A 14418-nucleotide genomic window follows, 5' to 3' on the forward strand; every position below is an offset into this window, starting at 1 on the left:
GGGGAGAATGTGGACGTGACTTTGCTGAATCGATTCCATGACAAGGTGGCCGTGGTCACGGGTGGAGCGCAAGGTATTGGCTTGGCGACCGCAAGGCGCCTGGCCGTGGAAGGCGCCAGCGTGGTCATCGCCGACCGCGCAGCGGAGGCGGCCGAGGCTTCGGCCGCACAGCTCCAGGCGGAAGGCAGCAATGCCCTGGCAGTCGCGGTGGACCTGGAACACTGCGAAGGCGCTGTTGAACTGTATCAGACGGTCATTGACCGATTCGGGCGAATCGACGTCGCCGTTCACAACGTCGGCGGCACGATCTGGGCCAAGCCCTACTGGGACTACACCCCGCAGGAAATCACCGCGGAAATCAACCGGTCTCTGTGGCCGACACTGTGGTGCTGCCACGCGGTTCTGCCCCACATGCGGACTGCAGGGCGGGGTGCGATCGTCAACATCGGCTCGGTTGCGACACGCGGCGTCAACCGGGTCCCCTATGCCGCCGCAAAGGGCGGGGTCGCCGCGTTGACTACTGCCCTTTCGCTTGAACTCGAAGCTAGTGGCATCCGGGTCAACTGTGTCGCGCCAGGCGGAGTAAACGTGACCAGGGTCACCCCCCGCAATCCGGCTGCGCCCACCGAAGCGGATCGCCTGGGCTTCAGCCAGGTGATCGAACAGACGCTGCGCGATACGCCGATGGCCCGCTTTGGCGAGCCCGAGGAACTGGCCGCGGCGATCTGCTTTTTCGCCTCCGACGATGCGTCCTACGTCACAGGCCAGACACTTTTCGTCGCCGGGGGCGGCATCGGCTGACCGCACCGCGGGCTAATCAACTCGCCTGCTTGAGCAGATCCCGCAAGGACACACCGGCGTCGGCCAGGCTCGCAGCGCTGGCGCGGGCCCGGCGTTCAACGAGCCGTTTTCCCACCCCCATGTCGGGCGCGCGGTTGACTGTCAGCACACCTTCGATCGCCTGGCCGGCCAGGAAGAAGGCGACGAAGGCGTTGCTGTCCATCTCGCCGCGGATCGCCACCTCGGGTTCCAGCGGAATCTGCCCGCAGAACTGGATGTTGAGATCGAACTGGTCGCTCCAGTACCACATCGGCTTGCAGTAGGAGACCTCCTGCCCCAGCATCGCCAGAGCAGCCGCCTGCGCCTGGTCCGCCGCGTTCTGGTAGGTTTCCTGCCTGAACCGTCCGCCGAAAAACCCGTCCTGCTCGGCCACGTCGCCCGCCGCGAATACCGCCGGGTTGCTGGTCTGGCAGCGACGGTCGACGATGATCCCGTTGTTGACCTCGATCCCGGCATCGCGGGCCAGCGAGGTGGCCGGCACGATCCCCACCCCCACGATCACGGCATCGCACGGAATCACGGTGCCATCGTCTGCCTCGACCGCGCTGACACGGTTGCCGGCAAACCTGAAGCCGGTCACGCCGCAGTTGAAATGGGTCGCTACTCCCCGCCTGCGATGCTCCTCGCCCAGCCATTGCCCAAAGCGCCGGCCGAGCGCTCTTTCCATCGGCACTGGCATCGGCTCGACGACGGTGACCTTGCAGCCGAGTTTTACCGCACTGGCGGCGACTTCGGCGCCGATCACGCCCATCCCGACGATCACGATGCCGGCCCCTTCGCGCAGGTCGAGGGCCATGCGGGTCGCATCGTCGCGGGTGCGCAGATAGTGGACGTTGGCGCAATCGGCCCCGGCAAGGTTGAGCTTGCGGGCGTGGCCGCCCGTGGCGAGCAGGATCCGGTCCGCCTGAACCAATTCCCCGCCCGACAGACGCACCCCGCCGCCCGCAAGGTCGATCGCTTCGGCGCGGGTGCCCAGCCGCATGTCGATACGGTTGTCATCGTACCAGGCATCGTCCTGGAGGAAGAAATTGTCCGGGACGTTGGCCGGGTCCCACAGCACTTCCTTGGACAGCGGCGGACGTTCATAGGGACGCCAGGGTTCTTCGCCGATCAAGGTGATCCGCCCGTCGAACCCTGCCTGCCGCAGGGCTTCGACTGCGCGCCCACCCGCCAGATTCGCACCAACAATCGCAATCGAGCGCACTTGGTTCTCTCCCCACCTTCTGTTTGCCGGGCTGCTCACGGCAGCCCCAATTCACTGGTTTCTGTTGCACATTATACAATTCGTTTCAAGTGATGGATACCAAGGCTCTCGCTACCGTCCAATCTTTTCCAGGCGCGATGCAAGCTGCCGCCGGGTCAGGCCCAGGTCTCGAGCTGCCTGAGCGACATTACCCCGCGCAGCTTCCGGCGCGGCTTTTATGATCATGCTCTCGACGGCTTTCAGCCCTTCCCCGTTCTGTCGCAGCAGTCCGAGCAAGTGACCTATCGACTGAGCCTTTTCTCCACCAACCTCGGCACCAGACACCCGTCCATCGTTGGTCAAGGCCAGACCGACCCTGATACACGCGCGATCCGAGCCGAGGAACAGGTGCCGAAGGTCGATCGCCTCGCCATCGTTCACCAGCAACACAGCGCGTTCCACCATTCGTTCGAGTTCCCTGACATTGCCGGGGTATTCATGCATCAGCAGGGCATTGATCGATCTCGCCGTGAATCCGGCGACCTTGCGCCGATGACGCTGTGCGTACTTCGCGCGGAAGTGTTCCATCAAGCCGGGAATGTCCTCGCGGCGCTGGCGCAAGGGAGGAACCTGGATCGGCAAGGTTGCGAGCCGGAAGAACAGATCGGCGCGGAAATGGCCTGCTTCCATTGCCGTTTCCAGGTCGATGTTGGACGCCGCGAGCAACCTCACATCGACCCTCGTGGTCCTGGTATCGCCGACTCTCTCGAATTCGCCCTCCTGAATGACCCGCAGAACCTTGCTCTGGGCCAGCGGGGACAGCATCGAGATTTCGTCAAGGAACAGTGTGCCGCCATGCGCCAGCTCGAACCGTCCCGGGCGGCTTGCCACCGCGCCCGTGTAGGCACCCTTTGCCACGCCAAACAGTTCCGCCTCGATCAGCCCTTCGGGTATGGCGGCACAGTTGAGCGCCACGAACGGCGCGTCCTTTCGGAGACTGGCGCGATGCGCCATCTTGGCGAACACTTCCTTGCCGACGCCGGTCTCGCCCAGGAACAGTAGGCTGGCATCGGTCCCGGCGGCGCGTTCAATCATGTTCCGGACGGCGTGATACCCGGCTGAAACGCCGGGGACGAATTCGTGCCGATCGGCCTGCGAGTTCGCCAACATCTGCGGCGGCACCGATTTCTCGACGTCGTCGAGTTCAGGCCATTCCGCTTCCGGCTTGGCGTGCAGCAGACAGGCGCCGTCTCCCATCCCCTGGCATTCGATCTCCCGCATGACGATCGGCTGGCCCGCGAAGGAACTGGCAAAGCCGCTCGCAAAGCCGGTTTGCAACCAGCAGACCGAATCGGCGCTGACGCCATCCGTTGCCAGATGGACCGCGGCCTCGATCGAATCGTGGACGACAAAGCTGCCGTGGAAATGGCCGCTCGCCGAATCGCTGTCCAAGGTCTCAATCTCGGTCCAGCCAAACCCGGTCAGCGCATGGGCCTGGGGCCCAACCGCAAAGGCTTCGAGAAACCCGCGATCGGGGCGCAGTTCCTTCGCCTCGACCGCGCACCTCGCGCCTTCCGCAAAGCCCATGTCCCAGAACAGGCGTCGCGCCCGCGCCAGTCCGAGTTGCACCACCAGCTGGCTGCGCAGCGTGGTCAGCGCCGATTGGCTCAAAAGCACGCATCGTTCGCTGTCGCGCCAGATGCGGCCCTGCTCGGGCGAAAAGCGCAAGCGTTTGGTAAGGTCGGCGTAGCCGGGAAGCTGTTTCATCGCCATCCTTTTTACCAAAATGTCAATCCTGCACCACGATTTTCTGAACAATTGACGCAAATGACAATCCCTGAAAGCAATCGAGCGTGAGCCGATCCCCCTTATCGAGCATGTTTGCGCCATTTTTCACCTTGGCATGATCTTTGCTTTATCCATGGCTACGTGGAACCGCCCGCTCCAAGCCGGGAGGTCCAACGGAGGAGAGGAGAAGGCCAATATGGATGTTGCAGATCTGGTCGATACGAGCACAGGCCGCCAATCACGCTCGATCTATTCCAGCGAGCCCATCTACCGCCAGGAGCTTGAGCGCGTCTTTGGCCGATGCTGGCTGTTCCTTGCCCACACCAGCCAGATTCCGCAGCCCAACGACTTCTTCCGCACCTACATGGGCGAAGACGACGTCATCGTCATCCGGCAGAAGGACGGCTCGGTAAAGGCCTTCCTCAACACCTGCACTCACCGCGGCAACCGCATCTGCCGCGCCGATCGCGGCAATGCCCGGTCCTTCACCTGCAACTACCACGGCTGGTCGTTCGCCCCAGATGGCGCGCTGGCAGGCGTGCCGCTCGAAAACGAGGCCTATTTCGGCGAACTCGACCGCAGCAAGTTCGGGCTCGTGCCGGTGGCGCAGGTCGCCGAATACAAGGGATTGATCTTCGGCAATTTCGATCCCGCCGCGCCGTCGCTCGAAGACTATCTCGGCGACGCCAAATTCTATCTCGACGTCTGGCTCGATGCTCTGCCCGGCGGCACCTCGCTGGTTGGCGAAACCCAGAAGATGGTCTTGAACACCAACTGGAAGCTGCCGGTCGAAAATGTCTGCGGCGATGGCTATCACCTGGGCTGGGCCCATGCCGGGGCGATGATGGCGGTGCAGTCGATGGACCTGTCCGGCCTCAGCGTCGGCAATTCCAGCGCCAACCTCGAAGGCGGGCTGTCGGTAGCCGGGCTCAACGGCCACATGGCGCTGACGTTTCTCGACGGCGTGTCCGGCTATGCTTTCTACCCCGATCCGAAGCCGATGCTCGACTATCTGGAGGCCAACCGGCCGACCGCGATCGAGCGGCTCGGCAAGACCCGCGGCGAACAGCTGTGGGGCTCTCAGATCAACATCACGATCTTTCCCAACCTCCAGTTCCTGCCCGGCCTCAACTGGTTCAGGGTCTACCATCCCAAGGGACCGGGCCAGATCGAGCAATGGACCTGGGCCATGGTCGAAAACGACATGCCCGAAGAGATCAAGGCGACAATCCTCGACAACCAGTGCCTGACCTTCGGGCTGGCCGGCCTGTTCGACAACGACGATGGCGACAACCTTGCCGCCTGCACCGAACAGTCGCGCGGCTGGCGCACTTCGCAGATGGATGTCTACACCAACATGGCGCTGGGCCGCTCCGGCGCGCGCGAAGGCTTTCCGGGCGACATTGCCGCCGGCCTGGTCAGCGAACACAATCAGCGCTACTTCTACCGCCGCTGGCAAGAACACATGCAGGCCTCGAGCTGGAGCGACGTTCCCGCCTACAATCTCAATTCGCTGGCATCGCGGGAGGCCGTCGATGCTTGACGTACGCCCCCAACCCGCCCTGCATGACACGGTAACCGCCCTTACCCAGCGCCTCTTCCATGAGGCGCGGCTGCTCGACGACGAGCGCTTCGAGGAGTGGCTGGAGTTGCTGTGCGAGGACGTGTCCTACCATATGGCGCTCAAGAGCCGTCGCTTCCGGGCCGATCGTTCCGCCCCGATCGCGGTCGGCGCGGGGAATGTCTTCAACGACAATCTCGCCCGGCTGAAGCTGCGGATCGATCGCCTGCGCTCCGGCTTTGTCTGGGCTGAGGATCCGCCGAACTTCGTGCGCCGGGTGGTCTCGAACGTCGAGGTTTTGGACGCGGACGAGCCGAACGAAGCGGTGGTTCATTCGGTGGTGGTGATCCACCGGAACCGGATCGACGGGCAGACCCGGTTGCTCACCGCCGGACGCACGGATCGCTGGCGCAAGGGGGGCGAAAGCTGGCTTCTCGCTGCGCGCGAAATCGCGCTCGACCATTCGGTGCTGCCCGACAGCAACGTCAACGTATTTTTCTAGATCAATACAACGGGAGACGATGACCATGCGTTTGGAACGGATCGGCCGTGAGCCGGAATTTTCGCGTTACATGGACCTCAAGGAAGGCTGGCTCGACCGCCGCATCTTCAGCGACGCGGAAATCTACGAGGAGGAACTGTACCGCATCTTCGCGCGATCCTGGCTGTTTGTCGCCCATGAAAGCCAGCTGCCCAAGGCCGGCGATTTCCTGACCACGCACATGGGCGAGGACGCGGTGATCGTCACCCGTCAGCCCGATGGCTCGATCAAGGTCTACCTCAATTCCTGCCCGCATCGCGGCAACAAGGTCTGCTTCGCGGATGCCGGCAACACCCGCCGGTTCGTCTGCAATTATCACGGCTGGGCCTTCAACACCGCCGGAGAACTGCAGGGCATGCACGAGGAATACTGCTACGACGAAGGCGACATCGACCGCAAGAAGAACGGACTGCGGCAGGTCGCCCGGGTCGGCAGCTACAAGGGGCTGGTGTTCGCCACCTTTGCCGAGGACGGCCCCAGCCTCGACGCCTGGCTCGGCGATTTCCGCTGGTACCTCGACATGCTGCTCGACAACGAGGAAGGCGGCACCGAACTGATTGGCGGCTGCATCAAGTCGGTGATCAGCGCAAACTGGAAGTTCGGGGTCGAGAACTTCATCGGCGATGCCTACCACGCGGGCTGGACCCACGATTCGGGCTGCCGGTCGATGAACAACGGCCAGCCCTTCCCGCCGATCGACATGGATAATTCCTACCATGCCAGCGTCAATGGCCACGGCTGGGAATTCGGCACCGAGGGCGTGGGCGACCTGTTCCTGCTCGGCCGCCCCAAGGTGATGGAATATTACGAGAAGATCCGCCCGAAGATGGCCGATCGGCTGGGCACGATGCGCTCGCAGATCTTCGGCTCGGTGGCCTCCGCCTCGATTTTCCCGAACGTCTCGTTCCTGCCGGGCATTTCAACCTTCCGGCAATGGCAGCCCAAGGGTCCGATGCAGTTCGAGCTCAAAACCTGGGTGATCGTCAACAAGGCGATGCCCGACGACATCAAGGACGAAGTGACCAAGGGCGTGATGCAGACTTTCGGCCCCGGCGGTACATTCGAGATGGACGATGGCGAAAACTGGGAGAACTGCACCACGGTCAACCGCGGCGTCGTCACCCGGCACGAGAAGCTGCACTACCGCTGCGGCATTGGGCGCCAGATCGATCACGATACCCTGCCCGGAATCGTCTATCGCGGCCAGTACAACGACGCCAACCAGCGCGGCTTCTACCAGCGGTGGCTGGACATGATGGAGGCCACCGATCTCGGCGCGATGCCGCCGCGGCCCGAACCCCGCCTGACCGGGGTGGCCGAAACGCGCGACCTTCCCGGCCTGTTCGCGCTTTGAGAGGATATTTGACAATGAACCAGACCACCACTCTCGAACGCCCCCGCACTGGCGCAACCGCTTCGCTGGAATTGACCCATGCGCTGACCCAGACGCTTTATCGCGAAGCGCGCTGCCTGGACGATGAAGACTATGTCGGCTGGGTAGCAATGCTCGCTGACGACCTGCATTATCACATGCCGGGGATCGAGACCCGCTATCGCCGCGATACGACCGATCAGGTCACCGACCTGACACGGATGGCCTATTACAACGACAGCCTCGACGAGATCAAAAAACGCCTCACGCGCCTGGAAACGGGCACGGCATGGTCGGAAGATCCGGCCACGCGCTACGCCCACATCGTCACCAATGTCGAAGTGGAACACACCGACAAGGCGGATGAGTTCAGGGTGTTCTCGAACTTCTACGCCTATCGCAACCGCAACGAACGTGACGAGGATTCGCTGATCGGCAGCCGGATCGACATCTGGCGCGAGACTGGCGGTGCCTATCAGCTGGTCAAGCGCCGGATCATCCTCAAGCACAACGTGATGCTCAGCAAGAACCTGAACATCTACCTCTAGTAATTCCCGGCGCGACATCGGGTGAACCCGTCTGTCGCGCCGTTCAATCAAAAGACAATCGGACGCTCCCCGCATCCGCGGGCAGGTGCCCAAAATCGGAGAGAAGCCATGGATGCTCTGCGCTATTTTCTGGTCCCCGCCATGACCCTCACCGGCGTTGCGGGTTTCATCCTCGGCGGCCCGTTCGTCTGGCTTGGGCGGCCCGTTCGTCTGGCTTGGCATCGCCACCTTCGCGGTGCTGATGCTACTGGATATCGTCCTGCCGAGCGATCACAAGGCGCGCTCGCGCGGGATTGCACTGGTTGCCGATATCGCACGATTTACTTGCAATTCCCTTTGATGGTTGCACTCTATCTGGCGTTCGCGAATTCGGTGGCGACCGGAACCAACCCGATCTGGGGAACCGATGGTTCGGCATGGCAATTGATCGGTTCGATCGCCAGCCTGGCCTGGCTGTCGGCTGTCCCGACCCTGCCAGTGGCGCACGAGCTGATGCATCGCCGCCATTGGTTCCCACGGGCCGTGGCCAAGGGCCTGAGCGCCTTTTACGGCGATCCCAACCGTGATGTTGCTCATATTGTCACCCACCACGTCCATCTTGACACCGCGAAGGACAGCGACACCCCGCTACGCGGACAAACGATATACAGCTTCGTGTTCCAGGCGACCTGGGGTTCGTACAAGGACACTTGGGAAAAGCAGGGCGAAATCCTGTCGCGTCTCGGACATTCGCCGTGGAGCTGGCGCAATGTCATGTGGCTCCAGCTGGTGCTGGTCGGCGCGATCATCCTGGGGGTTGCCGCGGCGGCAGGGCCGATCGCCGGATTCGCTACTGTTGGCGCAATGTTCTTTGCCAAGATGTTCGTCGAAGGCTTCAATTATTTCCAGCACTATGGCCTGCTGCGCGTGGAAGGCGATCCCATCGCGAAACACCACGCCTGGAACCATCTTGGCATGATCGTGCGTCCGATAGGCGTGGAAATTACCAACCACATCAACCACCATCTCGACGGCCACATTCCCTTCTACGAACTTCAGCCCGAGCCGAAGGCGCCGCAGATGCCTTCGCTGTTCCTTTGCTTCCTGTGCGGCCTTGTCCCGCCCGTCTGGCACCGGTTCATCGCGCAGCCGAGGTTGAAGGACTGGGATCTACATTTCGCTTCGCCAAGCGAGCGCAAACTAGCGATGGCGGCGAACACACAGACTGGTTGGCCCGCTTGGGCCACCACCGACTGACGGTTCCACCCGCATGGGGGTTTTCCTCTCCGATTGCCCCCATGTAACCTTGGCGGGTCCCTTTAACGGGGATCCCGCTTCTTTTTCACAATTTCTTCATGTCCATGCAAGGCGACCCATGCAATGTTCTCAATTCTCAAGAAGCAGCGATCAAGCAAGGTCAGTATTGCCGGAGAACCGGCAATCCTGGAGATCCCACGAGGCAAAACGCTGCTTGAAGCGATGCTGGCAGAGGGGCTGGCCATGCCGCACGACTGCAAGGTCGGTTCATGCGGCACTTGCCGGTTCAAACTGATGGACGGCAAGATCGGGGAACTGAGTCCTTCGGCCCTGGTTCTCGAACGCGATGCGCTTTCACAAGGGTACCGCCTGGCATGCCAGGCGATGCCGCGCTCGGACCTGGTCATCGCACTTGATGCCCCTTTATCCCGCCAGCAGGCTGTGGAAAGTTTCACTGCGACCATCGTTGCCACGTCCCGGCTTTGCCCGGACATCATCAATCTTGTCGTCAAAATCGATCGCCCGATGCAGTTCTCGCCGGGCCAATATGCCGACCTCACGGGACCGGGCATGGCCGAACCGCGCAGCTATTCCTTCGCATTCGCCCCCGAACGAGGAGAGGCACAGCGGCTCGAATTCCATGTCCGGCACGTCCCCGGCGGCCTCTTCACCGATTGGCTGTTCGGTGAAGATCGCATTGGCCAGACGCTTGATCTCTCAGGTCCCTTTGGTCAATTTCGCCTCAATGACAGCTCAGCGCCGATGCTGTGCCTGGCAGGCGGCAGCGGCCTTGCCCCGATCATGGCGATCTTGCAGCAAGCCCAGTCCATGGGTGCGAACCGTCCGGTAACCCTGCTCTACGGGGCCCGGACCCGCCAACACCTCTATTGTCTGGACGAGATCGAAGCGCTTAGCGCGGCCTGGGATGCGCCCTTCGAATTTGTTCCGGTACTTTCGGAAGAGGATGCGGGCAGCGACTGGACCGGGGGCCGAGGGTTGGTCACCGAGCCGATCGCACGGCTTCCCGGCCTGACCCGCACCGAGGCTTATTTGTGCGGACCTCCAGCCATGATCGACGCCGCCGAAGCCCAGCTTATACAACACGGCGTGTTGCCGGAAATGATCGCCGCGGATCGCTTTCTCGACAAGAGCACGATGCGCTGAACCCCGGACTTCGGATGCGGTTCGAAGATTGAACGGATCCGTTCCTGGCCTCGGTCCGATACGCCGGAACCGGACCGAGGCCGGCCCGGGCGCGCAGTGCTCAGTTGTCGACCAGAACCATCTTTCGCACCATGTCCTGAACATCCACTTTTGCCTTGTTGTCCAGCAGCACAGCAACCCGGTTGAGGGTCGCGATCACCGAGGTGTACTGGCCATGCGCGTAATAGGCATCGATCGGGTAGACGACTGTCTTGTCGACCGGCGCCCGCTGGTAGCTGAGCTGGCCGATGCCATAGATCGCAAGCCCGCCTGCTTCGGCATGCCCCATCATGCGTTCGGCCCGATCCCGAGTGATATCGCCGCCGAATTCGACCAGTTCCGGCGGAGCAATCGTTGGTCCCACATGGGTTGGCTTCCACCGCGCGGCGCCGATCACACCCGCCACGTTCAGCAGTTCCTTGAACTCGAATTTTTCGGCCATGGTTCTCGATCCTCCACATTCGGATACAGGGTGTCGTTCCTGCGGTGTTTGCCGTCTGGCCGAACCAGCGGATCAGGCGTCGGGGCGCTTGCCGATGCCGACGCCGCCGTCGCTGAGCAGAACCGTTCCGGTCATGTATGCGGAATCGCGACGCGAAGCCAAAAGCGCGTAGAGACCTGCATGATCGTCCGGCTCGGCGATCCGCGCCAGTGGCGTCATGCCCGCGATCATTCCGTCCAGGCCAGGCATCTCCTCCATCTTGGTTTCGGAAAACCCGCCAGTCTTGGTGCCGCTGAGCGGAGTTCGGGTGCCGCCCGGCGCGACGCCATTGACCCTGATATCGGGTGTCAGTTCCCAGGCCAGCTGCCGGATCAGGCCAAGCACCGCGTGCTTCGATGCGACATACAGTGTCCCGCCGCCGCCAGTGTAGTAGCTCGACGTCGAGGCGGTAAAGACGATGCTGCCTTTGGTTTTCCTCAGTTCGGGAATCGCGGCGCGCGCACCGAAGAAATACCCCTTCAGGTTGACGTCAAAGATTTCGTCGAATGTCTTTTCCAGAAGCTCGGGATCCTGCTGCTCAAGGGGCACCATGAAATCCCAGATCCCGACATTGCCGACAAAGACATCCAGCTTGCCGAATGCCCCGACTGTCTCGGCGACGGCCCGGGCATTGTCTGCAAAGGAACGGACGTCGCCCGCGACCACGGCGACCTTGTCACCGTGGCGCGAACGCACCAGCTGGGCCTGCTCGTCGTCTCGGACGAGCACACCAACCCTGGCCCCTTCTTCAATATAGCGGGCGACCACCGCCGCACCAATTCCGGTTGCGCCGCCAGTCAGCAGCGCAACCTGTCCTTCAAGCCTTGCAGACAATGCCACTCTCCTCTTCAAGCCGGTTGTGCGGGGTTGCTCGGCCTTACTGGTCGAACATCCCCACGCGACCTTCCTGCAGATTGATGACCACCGACTTCGTCTGCGTATAGTGGTGCAGCACCTCATGGCTGAATTCACGGCCGAAACCGCTCTGCTTGTATCCGCCCAGCGGCATGTTGGGCTTGAGATTGTAGTAACGGTTGACCCACACGGTTCCGGTTTCGAGCTTGCGGGCAATCCGGTGCGCGCGGGAGATGTCCCTGGTCCAGACGCCACCGGCCAGGCCATAGGTCGTATCATTCGCCAGCGCCATCATATCGTCTTCGTCGTTCCAGGTCAGCACGCTGGTGACCGGGCCGAAGATTTCCTCGCGGGCGATACGCATCGAGTTGCTGACGTTGGTGAAGACCGTTGGCTTGATGAAATGCCCGTCGGCGAGGCTTTCGTTGCGACTGCCTCCGGTGAGGACCGTGGCACCTTCCTCGGTAGCCAGCTGAAGATAGCTCTGGACCTTGTCCATCTGCATCTGCGAAGCCTGCGCACCAAGCTGGGTGGCAAAGTCCAGAGGATCGCCCTGGCGGATGCCTTCGAGGGCCACCTTGAACTTGGCGAGGAACTCGTCCTGGATCGATTGGTGCAGGAACAGCCGCGAACCGGCCAGGCAGACCTCACCCTTGTTCAGCACCGTCGACATCGTGGCGCTCTCCACTGCCGCATCGATATCGGCATCCGCGCAAACGATGTGCGCCGACTTGCCGCCCAATTCCAGAGTCTGGGGAATGATGTTCGAGGAAGCATACTGGATGATCCGGCGAGCCGTCGCCACCGAACCGGTGAACGCGACCTTGCGGACATCCTCGTGGGTCACCAGCGCTTCACCGACGTCGGCGCCGTAACCGGTCACGACGTTGATTACGCCCGGGGGCAGAAGGTCGGCCATTTCGACGAAGAATTCGATAACCGAAAGGCAGACGGTTTCCGCGGGCTTGAGCACCACCGTGTTGCCTGAAGCCAGGGCTGGCGCGATCTTGCAGGCCATCATCAGGATCGGGACGTTCCATGGAATGATCTGCGCGCAAACGCCCAGCGGCTCGCGGTGGACGATGCCGATCGCATCGGGATAGTCCAGCGTCTGGCCGTGTAGGCCATAGGCTGCGCCGGCGAACACTTCGAATTGGCTTATAGCCTGCGGCATGTCAAAGTACATCGATTCGCGGATCGGCTTGCCGTTGTTCAGAGTTTCGAGCGTTGCGTAATGTTGGTGGCGCGCCTTGAGCCGACGGGCGACCTCGATCAGGATTTCCTGGCGCTCGGCGGGCGAGCTTTCCGACCACTTCGGGAAGGCGGCCTTGGCCGCCGCGACCGCGCGCTGAATGTCCTTGGCGTTGCCCGCCTGGATCTTGGTGAGCACCGCCCCGGTCGCCGGATTGATCAGGTCGATCGTCTTGCCGCTGTCACCCGAAACCCATTCACCGCCAATGAAGTGGCCGTATTCCGGCTTGATGCCGTATTCGTTTTCCGCGCTTTTCAGTTGAGTAGCCATCTTAAAACTCCTTCCAACCTTATTCCACTGCAATGACCAGATCTTCGGCCGGGAACAGACGGCAAGCCAAGGCATAACCTGCCTGGCGATCGCTATCCGACACCTTCGCCGCACTCATCTTGCCGGTCCGGTAATCGCCTTCGACTACCCTCACCCGGCAAATTCCGCATCCGCCGCCCCGGCAACCAACCCCGATATCGCCGGCACCACAACGTTCCATTGCGAGGAGGACCCGCTCGTCCCCGCCGCAGGTGAACTCGCCGCCGCCAACCACGCGGATTTGATAGAGGCCGGTCACGGTCCTAGCCTTGTCCAGCCGCCTTCGCGGCCGCTTTGGCAGCGAAGGTCTCTCCACCCACCGCGAAATGGCCCGGCGGCATCTCGCGCAGGATGATGCGAACCGATTCGCGCGGCGCACCGATCGCTTCGATGGCGGCAGCGGTCAAAGCCTGGATCAACCGCTCCTTGTCGTCGGGAGTCCTCCCTTCGAGCAAGTTGACCTCGATGATCGGCATTCAGGCCTCCACCTGGAACATGACCGAACCCAGCCCTTGGACGGTCGTGCGCACCGTTTGACCAGGTGCCAGATTGGGCGCGGCGGTGATCCCGCCCGCCATCACGATGTCCCCGACCGAAATCTCCTCACCAGCTTCGGCAACAAGCCTGGCTGCCGCGACCAGCGAGCGTAGTGGGTGGCCGAGAATCGCGGCGGTCGAGCCGATTTGCTTCACTTCCCCGTCGATTTCGAGGTACACGCCGAGGTTCGAGAAATCCATTGCTGGATCGTTCCAGGAGCCGATCACCAGCCCGGACGACGAGGTGTTGTCGGCGATGACATCGGACAACGCGAACTTGAAGTTCTCATAGCGGCTGTCGATGATTTCCATGGCCGGGGCAATCGCCTCGACCGCCGCCAGCGCGGCCGCCGCCGTCACCTTACCGGCCAGCGGCGCCTTCATCAAAAAGGCGACTTCCGGCTCGACCCGCGGATGGACAAAACGCGCCCGCGACATGGCCGTGCCCTCCTCGATCAGCATAGCATCGGTCAATCGCCCCCAGGCGACCTCGTCGACCCCGACCTGCAGCATCTTGGCGCGGCTCGTCAGCCCCATCTTGACCCCGATGCGGCGTTCGCCCCGCGCCAGCCGCCGATCGACCGACAGCTGCTGGACCCGGTAGGCATCCGCGACGCTCAGGTCGGGATCGGTATGGGTGAGCTGCGGTGTGGCACGCGCGTGCAAAGCGGCGCTGTCGAGGATTTCGGCGTATCGCTCAAGTTTGTCCATTG

15 protein-coding genes are annotated in these 14418 nt (G+C 62.4%); 7 read left to right on the plus strand and 8 right to left on the minus strand.

All coding sequences use genetic code 11. The features are described 5' to 3' along the window. Positions 1-15 precede the first annotated feature (15 nt). A complete protein-coding gene (locus tag GGQ90_RS16575) occupies positions 16-801 on the plus strand; it encodes a 1,6-dihydroxycyclohexa-2,4-diene-1-carboxylate dehydrogenase (protein ID WP_188083136.1) in 786 nt (261 codons plus the stop codon). A 16-nt stretch (positions 802-817) separates the two neighbouring features. On the opposite strand, the gene GGQ90_RS16580 is transcribed toward GGQ90_RS16575, so the two are convergent. Next, positions 818-2044 (minus strand): FAD-dependent oxidoreductase, encoded by a 1227-nt coding sequence (locus GGQ90_RS16580; RefSeq protein ID WP_188083137.1) that lies wholly within the window; start codon positions 2042-2044, stop codon positions 818-820. Positions 2045-2155: 111 nt separating this feature from the next. Next, positions 2156-3790, minus strand: a complete 1635-nt coding sequence (locus GGQ90_RS16585; protein ID WP_188083138.1) for a sigma-54-dependent Fis family transcriptional regulator — start codon at positions 3788-3790, stop codon at positions 2156-2158. A 217-nt stretch (positions 3791-4007) separates the two neighbouring features. Here GGQ90_RS16585 and GGQ90_RS16590 point away from each other — a divergent pair, with 217 nt between their 5' ends. The 6 genes from GGQ90_RS16590 (at position 4008) to GGQ90_RS16615 (ending at position 10233) form a co-directional block, all read left to right on the plus strand. After that, on the plus strand, positions 4008-5354 hold the full coding sequence (locus tag GGQ90_RS16590) for an aromatic ring-hydroxylating dioxygenase subunit alpha (protein WP_037508659.1): 1347 nt from the start codon (positions 4008-4010) through the stop codon (positions 5352-5354). Further along, a complete protein-coding gene (locus tag GGQ90_RS16595) occupies positions 5347-5874 on the plus strand; it encodes an aromatic-ring-hydroxylating dioxygenase subunit beta (protein WP_025548211.1) in 528 nt (175 codons plus the stop codon). Before GGQ90_RS16590 ends, GGQ90_RS16595 begins: the two co-directional genes overlap by 8 nt. Positions 5875-5944: 70 nt before the next feature. After that, a complete protein-coding gene (locus GGQ90_RS16600) occupies positions 5945-7267 on the plus strand; it encodes an aromatic ring-hydroxylating oxygenase subunit alpha (RefSeq protein WP_234906619.1) in 1323 nt (440 codons plus the stop codon). A 14-nt stretch (positions 7268-7281) separates the two neighbouring features. Continuing rightward, entirely contained in the window at positions 7282-7833 is a 552-nt protein-coding gene (locus GGQ90_RS16605) for a 3-phenylpropionate/cinnamic acid dioxygenase subunit beta (RefSeq protein ID WP_037508662.1), read from the plus strand. A 108-nt stretch (positions 7834-7941) separates the two neighbouring features. Continuing rightward, positions 7942-9069, plus strand: coding sequence for an alkane 1-monooxygenase (locus GGQ90_RS16610; RefSeq protein ID WP_276609684.1), 1128 nt, complete (start codon positions 7942-7944; stop codon positions 9067-9069). A gap of 123 nt (positions 9070-9192) precedes the next feature. Beyond that, a complete protein-coding gene (locus tag GGQ90_RS16615; RefSeq protein ID WP_037508665.1) occupies positions 9193-10233 on the plus strand; it encodes a 2Fe-2S iron-sulfur cluster-binding protein in 1041 nt (346 codons plus the stop codon). A gap of 100 nt (positions 10234-10333) precedes the next feature. Here GGQ90_RS16615 and GGQ90_RS16620 read toward each other — a convergent pair whose 3' ends face one another. The 6 genes from GGQ90_RS16620 to GGQ90_RS16645 all read right to left on the minus strand — a co-directional run bounded on the left by GGQ90_RS16620 (position 10334) and on the right by GGQ90_RS16645 (position 14416). Further along, on the minus strand, positions 10334-10714 hold the full coding sequence (locus GGQ90_RS16620; RefSeq protein WP_025548202.1) for a hypothetical protein: 381 nt from the start codon (positions 10712-10714) through the stop codon (positions 10334-10336). 72 nt (positions 10715-10786) lie between these two features. Continuing rightward, on the minus strand, positions 10787-11593 hold the full coding sequence (hcaB, locus tag GGQ90_RS16625) for a 3-(cis-5,6-dihydroxycyclohexa-1,3-dien-1-yl)propanoate dehydrogenase (RefSeq protein WP_229742712.1): 807 nt from the start codon (positions 11591-11593) through the stop codon (positions 10787-10789). 37 nt (positions 11594-11630) lie between these two features. Continuing rightward, the gene (locus GGQ90_RS16630; RefSeq protein WP_025548198.1) at positions 11631-13130 is read right to left on the minus strand and encodes an aldehyde dehydrogenase family protein; all 1500 of its coding nucleotides are present in this window, start codon (positions 13128-13130) and stop codon (positions 11631-11633) included. A gap of 19 nt (positions 13131-13149) precedes the next feature. Continuing rightward, complete coding sequence (locus tag GGQ90_RS16635; protein WP_025548196.1) at positions 13150-13428, minus strand: 2Fe-2S iron-sulfur cluster-binding protein; 279 nt, start codon at positions 13426-13428, stop codon at positions 13150-13152. Positions 13429-13432: 4 nt separating this feature from the next. Continuing rightward, positions 13433-13645, minus strand: coding sequence for a 2-hydroxymuconate tautomerase (locus GGQ90_RS16640; protein WP_037508667.1), 213 nt, complete (start codon positions 13643-13645; stop codon positions 13433-13435). Beyond that, positions 13646-14416 (minus strand): 2-keto-4-pentenoate hydratase, encoded by a 771-nt coding sequence (locus GGQ90_RS16645; protein ID WP_037508671.1) that lies wholly within the window; start codon positions 14414-14416, stop codon positions 13646-13648. It abuts the gene before it with no gap. Positions 14417-14418 lie beyond the last annotated feature (2 nt).

This window comes from Sphingobium scionense (genome assembly GCF_014197035.1).
Lineage (GTDB): Bacteria > Pseudomonadota > Alphaproteobacteria > Sphingomonadales > Sphingomonadaceae > Sphingobium > Sphingobium scionense.